At 42.8% G+C, this 18,467-nt stretch carries 15 protein-coding genes; 10 read left to right on the forward strand and 5 right to left on the reverse strand.

The window, feature by feature from the left end:
* Positions 1 to 157 precede the first annotated feature (157 nt).
* Together IQ246_RS06115 and IQ246_RS06120 are read right to left on the reverse strand one after the other, a co-directional pair.
* Positions 158 to 418: a hypothetical protein gene (locus tag IQ246_RS06115; RefSeq protein WP_191758991.1), complete on the reverse strand. Its 261-nt coding sequence runs from the start codon at positions 416 to 418 to the stop codon at positions 158 to 160.
* 370 nt (positions 419 to 788) lie between these two features.
* Positions 789 to 1,379, reverse strand: a complete 591-nt coding sequence (locus IQ246_RS06120; RefSeq protein WP_194001093.1) for a DUF1802 family protein — start codon at positions 1,377 to 1,379, stop codon at positions 789 to 791.
* A gap of 701 nt (positions 1,380 to 2,080) precedes the next feature.
* Between IQ246_RS06120 and IQ246_RS06125 the strand changes: the two genes are divergently transcribed.
* The 5 genes from IQ246_RS06125 (at position 2,081) to IQ246_RS06145 (ending at position 7,961) form a co-directional block, all read left to right on the forward strand.
* The gene (locus IQ246_RS06125) at positions 2,081 to 2,614 is read left to right on the forward strand and encodes a L,D-transpeptidase (RefSeq protein WP_194001095.1); all 534 of its coding nucleotides are present in this window, start codon (positions 2,081 to 2,083) and stop codon (positions 2,612 to 2,614) included.
* Positions 2,615 to 2,693: 79 nt separating this feature from the next.
* Positions 2,694 to 3,644 (forward strand): aldo/keto reductase, encoded by a 951-nt coding sequence (locus IQ246_RS06130; RefSeq protein WP_194001135.1) that lies wholly within the window; start codon positions 2,694 to 2,696, stop codon positions 3,642 to 3,644.
* Positions 3,645 to 3,929: 285 nt separating this feature from the next.
* Complete coding sequence (locus IQ246_RS30180; RefSeq protein WP_244141939.1) at positions 3,930 to 4,532, forward strand: hypothetical protein; 603 nt, start codon at positions 3,930 to 3,932, stop codon at positions 4,530 to 4,532.
* Between the two features lie 405 nt (positions 4,533 to 4,937).
* The gene (gene psbA / locus IQ246_RS06140) at positions 4,938 to 6,020 is read left to right on the forward strand and encodes a photosystem II q(b) protein (RefSeq protein ID WP_194001097.1); all 1,083 of its coding nucleotides are present in this window, start codon (positions 4,938 to 4,940) and stop codon (positions 6,018 to 6,020) included.
* 525 nt (positions 6,021 to 6,545) lie between these two features.
* On the forward strand, positions 6,546 to 7,961 hold the full coding sequence (locus tag IQ246_RS06145) for a carotenoid oxygenase family protein (protein WP_194001099.1): 1,416 nt from the start codon (positions 6,546 to 6,548) through the stop codon (positions 7,959 to 7,961).
* Between the two features lie 54 nt (positions 7,962 to 8,015).
* On the opposite strand, the gene IQ246_RS06150 is transcribed toward IQ246_RS06145, so the two are convergent.
* Positions 8,016 to 11,138 (reverse strand): MFS transporter, encoded by a 3,123-nt coding sequence (locus IQ246_RS06150; protein ID WP_194001100.1) that lies wholly within the window; start codon positions 11,136 to 11,138, stop codon positions 8,016 to 8,018.
* A 509-nt stretch (positions 11,139 to 11,647) separates the two neighbouring features.
* Between IQ246_RS06150 and IQ246_RS06155 the strand changes: the two genes are divergently transcribed.
* A complete protein-coding gene (locus IQ246_RS06155) occupies positions 11,648 to 11,851 on the forward strand; it encodes a chlorophyll a/b-binding protein (RefSeq protein WP_194001102.1) in 204 nt (67 codons plus the stop codon).
* Between the two features lie 45 nt (positions 11,852 to 11,896).
* Positions 11,897 to 12,070 carry a hypothetical protein gene (locus tag IQ246_RS06160; protein WP_194001104.1) on the forward strand — a complete coding sequence of 58 codons (174 nt, stop codon included), beginning with the start codon at positions 11,897 to 11,899 and terminating at the stop codon, positions 12,068 to 12,070.
* A 127-nt stretch (positions 12,071 to 12,197) separates the two neighbouring features.
* On the opposite strand, the gene IQ246_RS06165 is transcribed toward IQ246_RS06160, so the two are convergent.
* The gene (locus tag IQ246_RS06165; protein WP_244141940.1) at positions 12,198 to 12,374 is read right to left on the reverse strand and encodes an NAD(P)-binding protein; all 177 of its coding nucleotides are present in this window, start codon (positions 12,372 to 12,374) and stop codon (positions 12,198 to 12,200) included.
* A 9-nt stretch (positions 12,375 to 12,383) separates the two neighbouring features.
* Positions 12,384 to 15,011, reverse strand: coding sequence for a primosomal protein N' (priA, locus tag IQ246_RS06170; RefSeq protein ID WP_194001106.1), 2,628 nt, complete (start codon positions 15,009 to 15,011; stop codon positions 12,384 to 12,386).
* 843 nt (positions 15,012 to 15,854) lie between these two features.
* Between priA and IQ246_RS06175 the strand changes: the two genes are divergently transcribed.
* The 3 genes from IQ246_RS06175 to petJ all read left to right on the forward strand — a co-directional run bounded on the left by IQ246_RS06175 (position 15,855) and on the right by petJ (position 18,289).
* The gene (locus IQ246_RS06175) at positions 15,855 to 16,994 is read left to right on the forward strand and encodes an RpoD/SigA family RNA polymerase sigma factor (protein WP_194001108.1); all 1,140 of its coding nucleotides are present in this window, start codon (positions 15,855 to 15,857) and stop codon (positions 16,992 to 16,994) included.
* Positions 16,995 to 17,244: 250 nt separating this feature from the next.
* The gene (locus tag IQ246_RS06180; RefSeq protein WP_194001110.1) at positions 17,245 to 17,745 is read left to right on the forward strand and encodes a GNAT family N-acetyltransferase; all 501 of its coding nucleotides are present in this window, start codon (positions 17,245 to 17,247) and stop codon (positions 17,743 to 17,745) included.
* Between the two features lie 208 nt (positions 17,746 to 17,953).
* Positions 17,954 to 18,289 (forward strand): cytochrome c6 PetJ, encoded by a 336-nt coding sequence (gene petJ, locus IQ246_RS06185; protein ID WP_194001111.1) that lies wholly within the window; start codon positions 17,954 to 17,956, stop codon positions 18,287 to 18,289.
* The last annotated feature ends 178 nt before the right edge of the window (positions 18,290 to 18,467 follow it).

Genomic DNA, 18,467 nt, shown 5'->3' on the forward strand with positions numbered 1-18,467 from the left:
CTGGTTCCTAGCCTGTAGGCTAGGAACCCATTTTCGGAGGCTCCGCCTCCAGTGGCTTGACCAGAGGCAGCAGCCTCTCGGAATACATTCCCAGCCTCCAGGCTGGGAACGAGGCGACACAAGCCTTGACCCTTGACCCTTGACCCTTGACTCCTAACTACTGATTTTGAATTGTTGACTCTGCAAAGCTGCTGCCAAATTCATTTGCCCGTGCGCTATGTACTAATGTCCAGCCAGCTTTGAGAAGTTTTTGATAAGTTGCCCAACCTTTAGAACCGCCTGGTATTTGATAATCTGGCACTGCAAATTGCCCAAAAGCTGTGTAGGGACGCCAAGGTTGATTGGGTGCTATCTGCAAATGCAAAATTTTCTCTCCATCGCTGCCAAACTTAGATAGCCAGCACATTTGTCGATGCATTGCAAACTCCTTTGCTTTTATCTGATAAAGCATAATGGCAGACTTTTGTAAAGTCTAACCTCGCCCTTGTGGGAGACTTTTTTATCTAAAGTACTATGCATGAAAAATTAAGCACTATCTAACTACGGATAATTACTTAATATGTCAACCCATGAGGGCAGCTGATAGTAGGACATAAAGATAAACAGTTTTCCCTTCCCACCAGGGCAAGATTTCTCTAATGTTATCTGTGCTTTTTGCAATTGTATGTATCAAGAACTACTATTTAAGCTTAGGTTCGCAATCAAACTATTTGTTGTTCTGGTTACATCAGCGCGGCTTTTGGAAATTACTTATGAAGTTGCGTAAAATCATAAATCCGCGCTTGACATTAGAGCAATGGAGAATACAATTTATCACCGACAATCCCGCGAATTGTTTCTACTAACTGGATGTATGCAAAGTCAGACAAAACAGGTTTTGAACCTTGTATTTGAATTGATTGATCTAAATCAATCCATGATTTACAGCCACCGTACCCAGAGTGATAAGAAATTTCTTGCTCTTGAGCTAGTTTGTAAGTCCGCAGGAGGAGAATGTATAGGGGTTGACGTGCTTTCCATTTGAGGCGATCGCTAATAAAATGCTCGTTCCAAATATGGAAAGGGACTAAGGCATTAACAATAGATTCGTTACTGACTGGCAAAATATCAGTAATTTCAGCCCAACTGCCGATGCGAATTGTTTCTGGATGCCAACCTGATGTTACTGGATAGACAAGACTAGCATACTCAGTTTTCAGCATGAAAGCTTGCTGATGTTCATAAGTAGGATAAAGCAAAATCCGCTCATGAGCAACTTGGAAACGTCCATTCCGTTCATGGATACCGCCTTTACGGAGTAACATAATTGTTTTGCCACTTTCTAGGGCATTTACGGCAACTGCCCATTCTTTGAGAGCGTGGATAGTGGTTGCTTGCATTGGGTACTGGGTAATGGGTACTGGGTACTGGGTAATCGGGAATGGGGACTGGGGAAAAATTCCAAAATATGTTTGGGGTTAGAGCAAATTCCATAATTTTTCATTTGAATACCACTACCCCAATCCCTTTTACTCATAGGTTAACATCTGGTGTGTTGACTATCATCCACACCATTGCTACTCAATTAGGACTTACGCAATAACTCTCTGAAACTCTTATTACTTTGCGTCCTTTGCGGTTCGTTTTTTCATGATTTTGCATAAGTTCTGTTAATCATAGAAAATTAGCAATATCCTTAATTTAATTGCTTTTATAAATAATTCTGTTCCTTCTTTATTCTTTAATCAAAATCGAAATGATTAAATTCATACTATAGCAATTTGATTAAAAAAAGATGTAGGTAGTTTAAAAAATAAACTAGTTACAAATAAACGCTGTATTAAACATTACAAATTGTTGAAATTAACTCTACTCTAGACAGACGGAACGAGAAATTAACAAAGTTAAATTTTAAGATAAATGCCTACATACAATTTTTAAACTTCTGATTGACATTGTTAATTATATTCAGAAGTATAACAACAGTTGTGCTTACAGAAAATTGCTTATCAATTTAAGGAGTTTTTAGCTTTTAACTCAAGAGATATCGATGAGGAGAAACTCCCAAATGTTTCTGCCACTGAAATACAGGCATATCCAAATGTTAAGGCAATCATTCAAATTAGTTATTATAACTTCTGCATTTGTATTAAATTCTCATCCGGCGATACCATTAGCTTCTGAGATGACAGTTACTTCTCAAACCTCATCTAACAATTTAGTTGCTAATGATTCCAATACTTTACCTCTTCATCTCAAGATTAGTCTTAGCGATCGCCAAGTAACTCTCTATCGAGGAAAAACCCAAATTAAAAGTTATCCAATAGCAGTGGGCCGTCAAGGTTGGGAAACCCCAATAGGTAATTTTCAAATACTTAATATGTTGAAAAATCCTACTTGGATCAACCCTTTCACCGAGAAAGCTATCCCAGGAGGACACGCTGAAAATCCTCTTGGTAACTACTGGATTGGATTTTGGACAGACGGTAAAAATTGGGTTGGCTTTCATGGTACTCCTAATCCTGATTCAATAGGCAAAGCTGTCTCACATGGTTGTATTAGGATGTACAACCACGATATTAAGGAATTATTCCATCAGGTGGATTTAGGGACACCAGTCACTGTAGAACCATAGCTGAGGTAGTCTCCTCCTTTACAGCTATCGACTTCAGCTGCATAAGATGGAGAAGGAATTATCAAATCAAGATTTAAGCATGGAAAAGCGATCGCTAGGTAAATCGGATGTGCAAATCACACCCATTCTTATGGGAACTTGGCAAGCTGGTAAAAAAATGTGGGTGGGAATTGAAGATGCTGACTCTATTAAAACCATCCGAGCCGCTTATGAGTCCGGGATCACTACAATTGATACTGCTGAAGTATATGGTGAAGGGCATTCTGAGCGCATTGTAGCGGAAGCTTTATCTGATGTGCGCGATCGCGTGGAATATGCCACAAAAGTTTTTGCTAACCATCTAAAGCATGATCAAGTAATTGAAGCTTGTGAGCGCTCTCTAACTAACCTCAAAACCGATTACATCGACCTTTACCAAATTCATTGGCCTTCCGGCGCTTTCAATAGTGAAATAGTGCCAATTCAGGAAACTATGAGTGCTCTGACTTCACTCAAAGAGCAAGGTAAAATTCGAGCAATTGGTGTTTCTAATTTTTCCCGCGCTCAATTGGCAGAAGCAGCAAAGTATGGACGTATTGATAGTTTACAACCACCCTATTCTTTGTTTTGGAGACAGATAGAAAAGGATGCAATGCCTTATTGTGTAGAAAACAATATTTCTATCCTGGCCTATTCGCCTTTAGCACAAGGATTGTTGACAGGGAAATTTGAGTATGGTCATAAATTTGACCCAGCAGACAACCGTGCTAAGAACAAACTGTTTCAAGGCGAAAACTTTGAACGTGCCGAACAAGCTTTAGAAAAACTGCGTCCCATAGCTGCCCGCCACAATTGTACCCTGGCACAGTTGGCTTTGGCGTGGTTAATTGCCCAACCCCAAGCAAATGCGATCGCCGGCGCGCGTTATCCTGAACAAGCAACAGCAAACGCACTAGCCGCTGAGGTTAAACTTTCTGCTGCCGAACTGGTAGAAATTGATGCTATTGGACGCATCGTCACCGACCATTTTGATGACAGTCCAATTATGTGAAATCTCGAATGACTAATACTGATCGTCGCGGATCTGAAACCCGGATTGCTTGGTAAAGGTGGACGAAGGGCGACGACCTGGGAACCAGGGTGGAATAGTGGAAAAATGATCTTAAGTGGACGGTTTTGTACTTCTGAGTAGCTGCTTAATTTCTGCTGGGGTTTGTCCATCTGCGAGGGATTTTTGTAAATAATTTGCTAGATTGATTGGTCAAGTTAGTTGCAGATCTACTAGAGTGAACAACTAACATCCTCCGTAATATCAGCATCTTCAAAAGCAAAAAATATGACAATCAGATATTTGTTGCCATTAATCGCAGCTACTTTTTTATGCAGTGGTTCTGTTTTAGTAGATGCGCGTCAACCCAAACGTCCAGTTTCTCAAACTAAACCAACTGCTGCTCAACTAGTGCAGCCACAATGGAAGTTATTTACTGCTCCAGATGGGCGCTTTACTATTTTGATGCCCGGAATGCCTCAAAGAGAGACTCAAACCCAAAAAACCTACATGGGGGAAATTAACTTAGAAATATTTGTCGCTCAACCGCCAAAGCAGCAAGTGGCATATCTAGTAACTTATAATGACTTTCCTCACAGTTATGGTCAAATGTCTAACCCTCAAGAAATATTGAATAAAGCCCAGCTTATGGCTTTAAAAACTACGAAAAGTAATTTAGTACGTCAACGCAATATTCGTAGTTCAAATGGTCATCCGGGTAGAGAAATTGAGTATATTAACTCTGGCGGCAAAATCACTAAAAACAGGATGTATGTTGCTGAGGGACGCTTGTATCAAGTAATGGCTATAACTACGAAAAAGCAGCACAAGACTTTAGCTAGAACTATTACAGGTTATTTAAATTCTTTTACTGTAGTTTTGAAAAAGTGAAATCACCTACCCCCCTTGGACTTGTATTCAAGGTTAATAGCTTAAGTCCAATGTAAAGTACCTACACCTGCCGAGTCTGGCGATCGCATTGGTCAAAAGACAGTCGTCAACTCACGCGCATTCATGAGCCAGCGCTGTACATGGGTTTCCCGTCGCAGGCGACTGGCGTCCCACACTCATTCGAGTGAGTGTAGGACGAATGCTGAAGAAGTTAAATCTTGGAGTTTTTAACCAAACCTACAAAGCGATCGCAACCCTAACCCTTTAATAAGTAAAACTAATAGCTTCCATCAGTTTTACAAAAATTAAAAGCTTGATAAAGTTATGTAAATTAGTGTAAGTTACTATCACAAGCAAAAAAACAACTTGCTTGATTCATTCACAACTAAACGCACTTATAAAACCATGACAGCAACCTTACAACAGCGCAGCAGCGCCAACGTATGGGATAAATTCTGTGAGTGGATAACCAGCACCAACAACCGCCTATACATTGGCTGGTTCGGCGTGTTGATGATCCCCACCCTACTAGCAGCCACCACCTGCTTCATCATCGCCTTCATCGCCGCCCCCCCCGTAGACATCGACGGCATCCGGGAACCAGTAGCAGGTTCATTAATCTACGGAAACAACATCATCTCCGGCGCAGTAGTACCATCCTCCAACGCCATCGGTCTACACTTCTACCCAATTTGGGAAGCAGCTTCCTTAGACGAGTGGCTGTACAACGGCGGTCCCTACCAGTTAGTAGTATTCCACTTCCTAATCGGCATATTCTGCTACATGGGACGTGAGTGGGAACTATCTTACCGCTTAGGAATGCGTCCTTGGATTGCGATCGCCTACTCAGCTCCGGTTGCAGCAGCAAGCGCAGTCTTCTTGGTATACCCAATTGGACAAGGTTCATTCTCAGATGGTATGCCTTTGGGTATTTCGGGAACCTTCAACTTCATGATCGTGTTCCAAGCAGAACACAACATCTTAATGCACCCCTTCCACCAACTAGGTGTAGCAGGTGTATTCGGTGGTTCATTATTCAGTGCAATGCACGGTTCACTAGTAACCTCCTCGTTAGTTCGTGAAACCACCGAAAGCGAATCCCTTAACTACGGTTACAAATTCGGTCAAGAAGAAGAAACCTACAACATCGTTGCGGCTCACGGCTACTTCGGTCGGTTAATCTTCCAATACGCATCATTCAACAACAGCCGTTCACTACACTTCTTCTTGGCTGCATGGCCAGTCATCGGGATTTGGTTCACCGCCTTGGGTGTAAGCACGATGGCGTTCAACTTGAACGGTTTCAACTTCAACCAATCAATCATTGATTCTCAAGGTCGTGTGATTGGTACTTGGGCAGATGTAATCAACCGGGCTAACCTGGGTATGGAAGTAATGCACGAGCGCAATGCTCACAACTTCCCTCTAGATTTGGCTGCTCTTGATTCTGCTCCTGTAGCTATCAGTGCTCCTGCAATCAACGGTTAATTCTGAATTTAACTAAGTAGAAAGCGCTCTCCAGGAATGGAGGGCGCTTTTTTGTTGGAACAAGTTGCTTTACTGATGAGCTATCATAAGTCCTTTGTAAATAACCCTCTTGTGTCACTCTCCGGGAGGGCGATCGCTAGAAGCCTCATGAGGCAATCAATACAAGCTATACTTTTAGAAAAAAATAGGTCTTGTATTTGTTATTAGAAAAGAATCGCACGATTGCTTGCTATACAAAAGCTCTAGATTTTAGAAAAGGCAAATGTTTTCGGAGAGTGACAGAAGCTGTTCATGAGCGATCGCTCGCTATGGATGAAAGAAACCATTCTGTTTTCTTAGGAGAGGGTTACTTTCGACTAATGACAAATGACGCATGACAGCCCTCATGAATGATTGTGCAATTTAAATGTCTTTTAGCTTATGCAGCATTTATAGAGAATTGGTATTCTTTTTCAAGACTTTCTATAATTAAAATTTATTTGTCGTGCTATCACACGAAATTCAGTAAATCTTATAACTAATACAATGACAACAATAGCAGTCAATCCTTATTTAGATGGGAACTTTGCCCCAGTCCATGAAGAAACTACTGCTGACACATTGCAAGTAATAGGTGAACTCCCCTCTGAGCTATCGGGGATGTTTGTGCGGAATGGTCCTAATCCTCAATGGTCACCCATTGGTCAATATCACTGGTTTGATGGAGATGGCATGTTGCACGGTGTGCGAATTAGCAATGGTACAGCCACTTATCGCAATCGTTATGTGCAGACAACGGGATGGAAAATAGAGCAAAAAGCGGGTAAAGCTATCTGGAATGGGTTGTTGGAATCATCACAGTTAGATAACCCCCACGGTGCTTACAAAAATACTGCTAACACTGCCTTAGTGTGGCACGCTGGTCAAATGTTAGCGCTTAACGAAGGGGGTAGTCCTCATGCGATTAAGGTTCCTGAATTAGAGACAATTGGCAAATACACCTACAATGACAAGCTGGTTTCTGCTTTCACTGCCCATCCCAAGGTAGACCCGATTACAGGGGAGATGATATTCTTTGGCTACTCTCCGTTTGCGCCACCATACCTGCAATACAGTGTGGTTTCGGCAGAAGGCGAACTGTTGTGGACAGTGCCAATCATCCTACCAATGGGTGTAATGATGCACGATTTCGCCATCACTGAAAACTACACGATTTTTATGGATCTGCCGCTAACTTTCAGCCCAGAACGAATGCAACGGGGAGAACCTTTAATGATGTTTGAGCGCGATCGCCCCAGTCGCTTTGGCATTCTCCGACGTCACGGCGACAACCGTAATATCCGCTGGTTTGAAAGTCCCTCTTGCTACGTTTTCCATACTCTCAACGCTTATGAAGAGGGAGATGAAGTGGTAGTTGTCGCCTGTCGCATGAGTTCAACTACTGTCTTGTCTGGTGATTCGCAATCTGATCCAGAAGCCAATATCCCCCGCTTGTATCGCTGGCGGTTCGACCTCAATACGGGAACAGTGCGTGAGGAAATGTTGGATGATGTAGCTTCCGAATTCCCCCGCATCAACGAAAATCTGTTGGGGCGACAGATGCGATATGGCTATACTAACAAGATGGCGAAGAGTTCCTTACCTCTATTCGAGGGAGTAATTAAGTACGACTTTAGGAGTGGTCAATCCCAAACCCATAAATTTGGACAGGGGCGCTATGGTGGTGAAACTGTGTTTGCACCGCGTTCTGGTGGCATAGTTGAAGATGATGGTTGGCTTGTGACTTTTGTTCACGATGAGAATTCAGACACTTCTGAATTAGTAGTAGTTAATGCTCAAGATGTTACTGCTGAACCCGTAGCGCGGGTGATCATTCCCCAGCGTGTGCCTTATGGTTTCCACGGTGTGTGGGTTTCAGAGGAACAGTTGGCACAAAGATTAAACCAAAATCCTGGAGCATAAAAAAGCCTCCCACACAGGGAGGCTAGAAAAAGTTAGCAAAGACAACTTGTCAACCTACACCCAAACTACAGCGATCGCTCCTCCTAATGCAGAGAAAATAGCTGAGACAATCGCTGTGGCAAACAGCCACCAAGCCGCTGTAGCTGCGGCTTTACGGGTTTCTTCCGCTTGCCGCTGGGCTTGATGCTTCACAGATTCTAAGCGGCGTTGGGCTTCGTGTTGTAGGCGTTCTGCACGTTGTAACACTGTGTTGCGTGCCCGCTCAATTTGGTCGATGATGCGATTGGCATCTTCCTCAGAGATGTCCTCACGGGAACTCATGAGCGCCACTAAAGTATCACGATCGAAAGAAGACAGGCGATCGCGCAGAGCATCAAATCCTGCTTGGGGATCTTCAAAAACTGTGCGAACATCGCGCTTAATACCGTCATAGTTGAGTTCTGGACGATCCAGGGAGTTGAGATAGTTACGAATGCGGGCAAAAACTCCATCAATTGCATCTTGAATGCCTCGTTGGATACTCCGCACTTGTTCCACAAATTGATCACGCACCGAGACAATGTTGTCGGCAATCCTCGCTGCTTCTTCATCAGACATATCTTCCCGAATTTTCAGCAGGGCGATAATTGTCTCACGGTCAAAATGGGAAAGGCGATCGCTAAAACTTTCCACCCCAACTCGTGGATCGTGTAACAGTAGTTGTAAGTCGCGTTTGATACCTTCTGGGTTGAGTTCTTCTTTCCCCGTTTGTCGCAAATACTCTTGCAAATAAGCTTGGAAATTTTGCACTCTTTGTTGTGTGCGAGTGGCTAGGCGACGAGGCGCACGCACAAAGTTGCTAATCGATGTTTGCAAGGAATCAATAACTTCATTGACTTGTTGCTCACTCAAGTCTTGACGCTGGCTCAGTAATTTCACTAAGGTATCGCGGTCTACTTGCGACAACCGACGGCGCAGTGCTACGGCTCCCTCTTTGGGATTTTCAAACAATCTACTAAAGTCCCGTTGAATACCTTCAGGGTTCAGTTCTGTTTTGCCAGTATTCCGCAAGTAATCTGCAAGTGTGGTAGTAACAGAATCATATTGCTCCTTAGCTTTATCCACTACAGCTTGAGGTACATGGCGGACATTATACCACGAATGCTCAACATCATTGATGATTTGATTAACTTGGTCTTCGTTCAAATCTTGCCGTTGACTCAATAACTGCACCAAGGTATCGCGGTCAAAGCGAGACAAACGTGCCCGAATTGCAGTAATTCCTGCTTGAGGATCTTCCAACAACTTTTTTAGGTCGGCGCGGATAGCATCAGGATTTAATTCTCCTTTACCAGTGTTACGCAGATATGACTCTACATTTAACCAGAGGGTTTCTGCTTGATATTTTGCCTGCTCTGCTAGTCCTTTGGATTCTACCAAGACGCGATCGCGCTGTCTTTCTAACTCGTCAACAATCCTTTCTACTTCATAGACATCAATATCATTACGTTGCAGCAATATTTCCCGCATTTCTTGATGCTCAATTTGCGCCAGTCGCAGCACCAAGGTTTCATAATCTGCGTCTGGGTCTGCTAATAGCGGTGCAAAATCTCGCTGTATGCTTTCAGGGGTCGTCAAATCTGCTTTTGGGGTAACAAGCAGATAACTTTCCACTTTGCGTTGCAAGTCTTGTACTATCTCTCTTTGTTCAACAGCGGTAACTGTCACTAAGACTTCTTGGCGGACAGCTTCCAGTTGATCTGCAATGCGCTGAATTTGGGCTTGGGTAAGCAGTCCTCGCTGTTGCAGGATATTAGCAAAATCGTTGCGAGAAAGTCGCTCTAATTCTCTTCGCACTGTGCCAGGATCGGCTGCTGGGTCGTAAATAACATCACGAAATTCTTGAGCAATTTTTTCCTGGCTCAACTGCCAAGCATAGGTATTGTGCAAATAGTTTTCTACATCAGCTCGAATTGGGCTATAAGGTTGTGATGGTGTGGGCAACCCTAGCTTATCTGCTTGTTGAGTTACTTTGTCTTTAGCTGTGGTGAGCGATCGCAAGATTTTTTCCACATCCAAATCTGACAAATCAGTGCGTCCCATGACAATACCAGTTAAGGCGGTCAATCCTTGCTGGAGTGTTTGTTGAATGGGCCCTGCGGTTGCCTTTTGGTCAGTTTCTTTGGAACCACGCGTTTCGGCAATTAACCGCTCTAGTTTGGCATTGAGTTCATCTGTTTTGCTTTGTCCGGGTGGGAGTGATTTGAGATAGTCCATTAACTCACCCATCCGGTCTTGGGTGGGTGGTTGCTGACTTACTACCTGCTGCCAGACTTTATATAACGTATCGGTTATGCGGTTAACGTCTCGTTTGGAAAGGTCGGTGCGACTACTGACTAACTCAGTAAACTTCTGACGGTCAATATTGCGGATGTCTGAAGTCCCGGCGATCGCTTTTAATTGCGGATCGTTGAGTAAATTTTCAAAATCACCTCGAATTTTGGACAAATCTAGCTCTGGGGGACGCAGCCTGTCTAAGTAATCTTCAATGTTATCTCGGATACTTGTGGGGTCGATGGCGCTCCCTAGTTCCCGACGCACAGCGGCAGCGGCGGCTTCAGCTGTTGCCACTACTTGATTATTGACAGCCTTTGCACCTAGTGCAGCGGTAGCTGTCCCCATAATCGCCTGAAAACCTGAAGTTGCTGTACTGACTACTGACCCGACTACAGAACCCACAGCAGTGGAGCTTGCCAACATCAGTAGTAAAAAGTATGCAGCCCAAATAACTAACCCCAGAATCGCTCCCAGTCCTGGATCTAAAACCAGGAGGCTGAGTTTTACTGCGAGGAAAGAAGCGATTAATGAGGCGATCGTCACAGTGACTAATGTCCAAATCCCCACTGCTATACCAATTTTGCGAATCGTGCCCCCCAAACTTCCAACTTCTTCGCTACCTGAATCCGAAGTAGATGGACGACCCAGGTAGGAAATACCAGCCGCAACAGAAAGGTTTGTTAAAACCAATTGGAAAGCGAAGGCCAGGATCACACCGGAGATTAAAGCCACAAAAAAGCGCGGCCCCGAAGTGAGAACTGATGCCTGTGCTGGCGTAAAGCTTGAGCTATCTGCCGGGATCTGTGCCACCCAGAATAGTGGCTTGTAAAGACCCAGCATGATTTCCGCACTTTGAAACATGTATTTCCTTCCTCTATGTTTGTTTTAAATATGGGGGGATTAAGAACTACCTGAAAAGCAAATCTGGATCTATTTTGTGTACCTATGGCAATACTTAACTCTTGTAGCTCTCAGAATCCAGTAATTTAGGTGGTTAATGCATCTCTCCAAAGTTTGAAACCTCTATCCAGCGGAAGATAGAATTTTTGTTATCTATCGATAAAAATATTCCTTTAATTCCAAGTATTTTGAGGTCAAAACCTTACGAAACCTAAAATTAATATCGTTAATTTTTAATTACTTAGTCACGATAATTTATTTTGTTGAAATCTATGGTTCAGTTAATTAGGATTTACACTTATTTACAATTATCTTTGGTGTCACTCTCTTGAGGTGGATTTGTGTGTACCAATATATTTCTGATTATCGTCCACAAGAAGTGCTTAGAGATTGTACCCACAGGCAGAAAACAACTCAGTTTTAAATAGCTACATTAAAGTTAACAAACACATTGTTTAGGACAAAAAAAAATGGAACCTCGCTCTTCCACTGATTTGCCAACAATTGCAACAGAATACAATGGCAGCGATCGCAATGCTTTTCTATTTGGCTGGACTCCTCAAGCCGAACTATGGAATGGTCGTTTTGCGATGATTGGTTTTATTGCATATTTACTTTGGGATTTAGCTGGTTATAGCGTTCTCCGCGACGTTTTACACCTGATTGGCTACTAAAAATAAAGCATCTGGAAAACTACTGAATTTTGCAGGAAAAATCCAATGGAAACTAGAGAAACTCGTCCTGCTACTGATTTACCAAAACAATTGTCAATTCGCAATGACGCTCGTTTGCTCTTGGCGTCTCCCCTTGGGAGAAGACTCGGCTTAGCTGCGAAGCGAAAAAGTAAAAACCCAAGAGAAACCCTGGTTTTCGATATGTTCGTGAAATGTTAAAAATGCTTCCCGAAATCCCTGAGCCTATTTTATTAACCCAGATTTTTGCCAAGCTTACTGCTTTGGGACGTATTCATACCGTTTCCAACGGTGTTGAACCCTCGTAAATTGGCAGAGGTATTGGTAATCAGAAGGGATAGCTGAGAGAAATGGGGAAGGTTCGGGATTTCGAGAATGAGACAGTTCGGGGATCACTGCGGCGCTCATAAATGTCAATTTGGTATTTGTCACCACGGTGTAACAGGTAGTGAGCAAGTAAAACTCCGCTAGGGCCAGCACCAACGATCGCTACTTTCTTGACCATAATTTCTCTTCACATAATATTTAATGGATCTACATCTATGGTCAAGCTCACAGCATGAGGACAAAGCGATCGCACTTGTTCCCAATCTGGTAATTGTGGCAATACATCAGAATCAAATTTAATCAATATCTGCCAGCGATAACGATTAGCAACTCGTAAAATACTCGCTGGTGCTGGGCCCAATATTTCAAATCCCTCTTCTGAACTCAAAACTGTGGCGATTATTTGCGCTGCATTCTGCACTTGAATGGGATCGAGACTACTTAAGCGCAGCAAAATTAACCTTCCGTAAGGGGGATAATTAAGTGCTTGCCGTTGTTCTAATTCAGTTTCAGAGAAAGACTGATAATCGTGCGATCGCACTGCCTCAATTACTTGATGCTCTGGGGTATAAGTCTGCACAATCACCCTCCCCGGATCGTCGCCTCTACCAGCACGTCCAGCTACCTGAGTCAGGGTTTGAAATGCCCGTTCGCTGGCGCGATAGTCTGATAAATGTAGCAATCCGTCAGCGGCGACAACGCCCACAAGTGTCACCTGGGGCAAATCTAATCCTTTGGTGAGCATTTGTGTACCTACTAATAAGTCTGCTTCACCGTTGGCAAACTGGGTGAGTAGGGTACGGTGTGCGCCTTTATTGCGGGTGGTATCGCTATCAAAACGAATCAAGCGCAACTCTGGGAACTGTCGAGCTAATTCTTGGGCTACTCGTTGAGTACCGCTACCGAAAAATTTTAGGTAAGGAGAACTACAGTCGGGGCAGTATTGCGGATGCGATCGCGTATAGTTACAGTAATGACAGCGTAATGATTGCGGTGCTCCCTCTTCCGTATGGTGATACGCTAGTGACACATCGCAGTGCGGACATTCCAGCACATATCCACAACTGCGGCAAGATACAAAGGTGCTATGTCCCCGGCGATGGATAAATAAAATTCCTTGTTGCTGTGTCTGTTGCAACTGTTGTAAAGCTTCTTGTAGCGCTCTACTAAATATAGAACGATTTCCCTGCTGTAACTCCTGCCGCATATCTACTATTTCCACTGGCGGTAGTGGGCGGGAGTTGATGCGTTCGGGAAGGGAGAGGTAGTAGGAGGGGGAGAAATTGTGTTTGTTTGTTTGTGTTTGAGCTACTTTGACGCTTACCCAACTTTCCAACGATGGGGTGGCGGAACCCAACACTAACGGGCAATTTTCTAATTCGGCTCGCCACTGGGCGACGGTGCGGGCGTGGTAGGTAGGGATGGGAGAGTCTTGCTTAAAGCTGCTGTCGTGTTCTTCATCTAAAATGATTAAACCCAAGTTGGGCAAAGGGGCGAAAACGGCACTGCGAGTCCCAATCACAACTTGAGGTTCACCTGTGAGCATTTGTCGCCAAGTGTCGTAACGTTCACCGTCTGAGAGGGCGCTATGATAAACGCTAACTTTGTAGAGACAGCGCCGTGCGGGGGTTCCCCCCGTTGAGGTGAGTGCCGTGCCAAATCGGGCGCGAAAACGGTCAGTTAGCTGGGGTGTGAGTCCAATTTCTGGAACTAAGACGAGGGCGGATTTGCCTTGATTGAGTAAAGATGCGATCGCTTGCAAATATACTTCTGTCTTTCCTGAACCTGTCACCCCATGCAACAAAACTTGAGCAAATCCATCTATTGATTGTATTATCGCTAAAGCACTAGCTTGGTCAGCAGTTAAAGATTTAGGGCGATCGCCTGCTAATGCTGGTCCTTGTTCTGTTCGCAATATTTCCCGTTCTTCAATGACGATGTAACCCTTTTGTGTCAACGTCTTGAGAATAGAGGAACTAGCATTACAAATTTGCAATAATTCATTTTGCCACAACTCACCACCACTGCGCCGCAACACTTCTACAATCTCTCGTTGGCGAGTGGTTAAGTCGTGATCGATTGTATTTATGAGTGTTACTGCTTTTTGCAGCTTTGGTCGATTTAGTCGCGGCGGTTCTAAGTAACTTTGTACTAAACCAAATCGCAACAACTCACGAATTCCTCGGTAGGCGGATTTAACTTTCTGTTGTATATAAACGAAACTGTAATCTCCTGCTGGTTGCGCTTGCAGAAGTTCCAAAATTTGCCGTGCAGTTGGAGTTAGAAACGAGGAGATGAGCGGGAGAGTGGAGGAGTGGGAGCTAGAAGACTGTGGGGGAGTAAAAGTATTTTGGAATTTTGAATTGTTTGTTTCTTTGTCTTCTCCTCCTCGAATAAGGCGGATGCGACGTTGCGATCGCCCTAACAACCCTGGTGGCAAAGCAACCCGGATCACTTGAATAAGTGGTGTATAGTAATATGCGGCTACTCGATTGAGTAATTCCCAATAAGCACTTGGGAAAAACCCGACGCTGACTATATCTTCTACTTCTCGGATTTTTTCTAGTGGTATGTCAATATTTGGTTGTGCAAGCAAACGAATAGCGATCGCCCCTACTTGTTGTGCTCCAAATGGCACACTCAAAATATCACCTGGTTTTATTTCTAACTGGGCTGGCAATCGGTAAGTAAATAGTCCTGTGCTTCCTGGACAATCTACCAGTACTTCAATCCATTTGTTTAAAGTTGTCTGTGACTGATATGATTCCCCAGGCTCAGCTACCATAGGAGATAAATTTACGTCATTAATATACATAGTTTCTGACTTTATAGACAGATATTTCCCTTATCTAGCTGGTCAAAATTAACCTGGCTCACTCAACTTTGACTTTTCGCTTTCATAGACATAAACTGTATTTCGCAATACTTTTATCACCCATAATACTTGATAAGTTTCTTCTTATGTAATCTACTAGACAAATTCATCTCAACTATACGTGCAATAAATATTTTGTACCTACCAACAAATAAAATTACCTCGGTTATTTCCAGAACTATTGTCTATCTCCTAAATAGGGAATAGCCGTTTTCCGCCTATCGATAGATATTCAACCCTTGCTGTATATGAGATGCTCTTATACAAACAAGATGATCCGGAAATTAAGCTGCTACATTTGTAATTTGTTTCATTTGAGTAACCCTAATATAGAGATGCATAACCCCAGTAGCAAGTTTTCAATTTATTCAATGACCAAAATCGCCTAAAAAGTCAAAGATTTTAGCAAAATATAGGAAAATTTAACGTATTGGAATTATTACCTAAAATTTTGATATTTGTTAAGGTTGAGAAAGTTTGAGGGAGTTTGACATATTTGGTAATTAAGAAAAAAATGAGGAATATATATGTACGTATTTTATTGTAAGCCTGAAAAATAAGGTTTTATGGGGTGAGAAAGTCAGTATTTGTTGTTGGTTTTATCTATGTGTAACCTATAACAGGTAAGTAAATACCGATTTTCAATCCTAAAGAAAAATTAGCAGAAGTTCATATTCTGCTAGGTAAAAGGGTGCATCTGTCCATTAAGAAAACTACCAAGGTTTCAACAAGCATCTGTCACTAAATTATGCACCAAAAAAAGCAACAATCCTCAAGGAAACTATGAATATTGCTGAATTGGGAAAAATGGAAATTCTGGAGAATGCTGCTGATAATGAAGAACAATCACTCGATAGTTTAGATCCAGTGGCAGATGAAGAACCTCCAATTATAGAGATAGAGAATGTCGAATCAGAAGAACGCGATGGGGATGAGATGGCAGCAGCCCGCCCATCGGGATACAATAAAACCGAGCATGATGATGCTGTAGGCGCGTTTTTTAAAGAAATGGCGCGTTATCCACTGTTAAAACCTGACGAAGAGGTAGAATTAGCGCGGCGAGTCAGGTTTTTAGAAGAAGTTAGGGAAATACAAGCTTCATTACATTTAGAACTAGGGTTGCAACCTAGCAAAGAGCAAGTAGCATCCCAGCTAGAAATGACGGAAAAACAACTAGAAAGTCGCTTGTATCAAGGTCGAGTTGCGAAACGCAAAATGATTCGCTCTAACCTGAGATTGGTAGTTTCCATTGCCAAGCGATATCTCAATCGAGGAGTACCTTTTCTGGATTTAATTCAGGAAGGAGCAATGGGTTTAAATCGTGCTACAGAAAAGTTTGACCCAGATAAAGGATATAAGTTTTCTACCTACGCCTATTGGTGGATTAGACAGGCAATTACACGTGCTATAGCTAACGATGCGCGGACTATTCGTTTGCCTATCCATATTGTTGAAAAGCTGAACAAGCTAAAAAAAGCCCAACGGGAACTTAAGCAAAAACTCTGTCGCAATCCCTCTGAAGCTGAAATGGCCGAAGCTTTAGAAATTGGCGTCCAACAACTACGCCAACTACAACAACTGCGGCGTCAAGCGCTTTCCCTCAATCACCGTGTCGGGAAAGAAGAAGATACGGAATTGATGGATTTGCTAGAAGATGAAGACAACCTGTCTCCAGAAGCAAAAATGAATGAAAACATGATGCGTCAGGAGATTTGGGAAGTATTGGGTGACGTGCTAACTCCACGGGAGAAAGACGTAATTTCTCTGCGCTACGGTCTAACAACCAGCGAACCCTGTACTCTGGAAGAAGTTGGAAATATGTTTAATCTTTCCCGTGAGCGAGTGCGACAAATTCAAAGCAAAGCCATGCGAAAATTACGGCGTCCCCACATAGCCAAACGCTTAAAAGGTTGGTTGATCTAGATTGTCACTTTACACTTTATATGTTAAATCCTTTGGCTTGAGATAGAGATTTAACGCCTGACCTAATTAGCTCTACAAATAAATTTAGGGGCTTATATCTGTATATTTCTTCATCCTGACCTGTGGCAAGCCGTAAAACTGGGTGTTTTATACCTCTGCTTTGATCCTTTCTTTAGTTATTAGTTATTAGTCAAAAAACTTTGCACGGTTGACTATAGACTATGGACTATAGACTATGGATTAGGGACTAATGATATCGCGTAGCGATTTAATTTTGCGTTTTGCTGAACCAGCTGATTGCAATGTACTATTTGAATTAATTCAAGGGCTTGCAGAGTACGAAAAATTATCTCATGCTGTAACTGGCAATGCTCTAGCACTTAAAGAGCATCTTTTTAGCACGCCAAGATATGTGGAGGCAATTTTAGCAGAATATGCGGGGCAAGCTGTTGGTTTTGCCCTGTTTTTTCACAATTATTCAACTTTTCTGACAAAACCGGGAATTTATCTGGAAGATTTATTTGTGTTACCAGAATATCGAAGCCAAGGTATTGGAAAGGCTCTCCTGATAAAAGTAGCCCAGATAACTGTGGAGCGGGATTGCGGACGGTTAGAGTGGAGTGTGTTGGATTGGAATGAATCGGCTCAGGCGTTCTATCGTAGTATGGGAGCATCTATTTTAGATGATTGGCGAATTTGTCGCGTCACAGAACAGGCGCTAACACAGTTAGCAACTAAAGGTACAGGATGAGGGTTGAAATTAAAAGCAGCAAGAGATTTATTGATCCCCCATAAAACCCCATTCGCTTGTCAGTGGGGTAGTTGACTCTTTATTCTTGATCAATTATTGATCCTTAAGGCTAAGTTTGACAGCTTGTCTTTTGACGGGGAGAACTGCTCAAATAAGAATTATGGAGCGTATTGCAGTGAATCGGGTATTATTGTAGAGAGAACACAGAATGAAAAAAATCATTTCAACAATACTGTTAGGCATAACTATCTTCACCTTTGCCTTCAGTAGTCCAGCTTTTGCAGCAGACAGCGCTAGTGGAGCCAAGCTTTTTAGTGCTAATTGTGCTTCTTGTCATGCGGGTGGCAAGAATCTAGTTCAAGCTCAGAAAACTCTGAAGAAGGACGCTTTAGAAAAGTATGGCATGTACTCAGCAGAAGCGATTATCGCCCAAGTTACAAAAGGTAAAAATGCCATGCCCGCCTTCAATGGTCGTTTAAAACCTAATCAGATTGAGGATGTAGCCGCCTACGTGCTTGAAGAAGCAGACAAAGATTGGAAGTAAACTAATGGGCGTCTAAGTTGCACATTTTTTCGTTAAGACAGTCATTTGTCTTTTGTGATTTGTAATTACAAACAGAGAAGTCTTACGAATAAATATGCAAGTGTAAGGTGAGTAGAGTTAAAACCAACATCTCACTTCAAAAATTAACTTTTTGCGGGGCTTTTTGTCCCGCGAATTT

Origin of the sequence: aff. Roholtiella sp. LEGE 12411 (assembly GCF_015206995.1) — a bacterium.
In the GTDB taxonomy this organism is placed as follows: domain Bacteria; phylum Cyanobacteriota; class Cyanobacteriia; order Cyanobacteriales; family Nostocaceae; genus Komarekiella.

Excerpts from the sequence above, each read along its gene's own strand:
- IQ246_RS06115 (WP_191758991.1), bottom strand. The coding sequence starts at position 418 with ATGCATCGACAAATGTGCTGGCTATCTAAGTTTGGCAGCGATGGAGAG.
- IQ246_RS06120 (WP_194001093.1), bottom strand. The coding sequence starts at position 1,379 with ATGCAAGCAACCACTATCCACGCTCTCAAAGAATGGGCAGTTGCCGTA.
- IQ246_RS06125 (WP_194001095.1), top strand. The coding sequence starts at position 2,081 with ATGTTAAGGCAATCATTCAAATTAGTTATTATAACTTCTGCATTTGTA.
- IQ246_RS06130 (WP_194001135.1), top strand. The coding sequence starts at position 2,694 with ATGGAAAAGCGATCGCTAGGTAAATCGGATGTGCAAATCACACCCATT.
- IQ246_RS30180 (WP_244141939.1), top strand. The coding sequence starts at position 3,930 with ATGACAATCAGATATTTGTTGCCATTAATCGCAGCTACTTTTTTATGC.
- psbA (WP_194001097.1), top strand. The coding sequence starts at position 4,938 with ATGACAGCAACCTTACAACAGCGCAGCAGCGCCAACGTATGGGATAAA.
- IQ246_RS06145 (WP_194001099.1), top strand. The coding sequence starts at position 6,546 with ATGACAACAATAGCAGTCAATCCTTATTTAGATGGGAACTTTGCCCCA.
- IQ246_RS06150 (WP_194001100.1), bottom strand. The coding sequence starts at position 11,138 with ATGTTTCAAAGTGCGGAAATCATGCTGGGTCTTTACAAGCCACTATTC.
- IQ246_RS06155 (WP_194001102.1), top strand. The coding sequence starts at position 11,648 with ATGGAACCTCGCTCTTCCACTGATTTGCCAACAATTGCAACAGAATAC.
- IQ246_RS06160 (WP_194001104.1), top strand. The coding sequence starts at position 11,897 with ATGGAAACTAGAGAAACTCGTCCTGCTACTGATTTACCAAAACAATTG.
- IQ246_RS06165 (WP_244141940.1), bottom strand. The coding sequence starts at position 12,374 with ATGGTCAAGAAAGTAGCGATCGTTGGTGCTGGCCCTAGCGGAGTTTTA.
- priA (WP_194001106.1), bottom strand. The coding sequence starts at position 15,011 with ATGTATATTAATGACGTAAATTTATCTCCTATGGTAGCTGAGCCTGGG.
- IQ246_RS06175 (WP_194001108.1), top strand. The coding sequence starts at position 15,855 with ATGAATATTGCTGAATTGGGAAAAATGGAAATTCTGGAGAATGCTGCT.
- IQ246_RS06180 (WP_194001110.1), top strand. The coding sequence starts at position 17,245 with ATGATATCGCGTAGCGATTTAATTTTGCGTTTTGCTGAACCAGCTGAT.
- petJ (WP_194001111.1), top strand. The coding sequence starts at position 17,954 with ATGAAAAAAATCATTTCAACAATACTGTTAGGCATAACTATCTTCACC.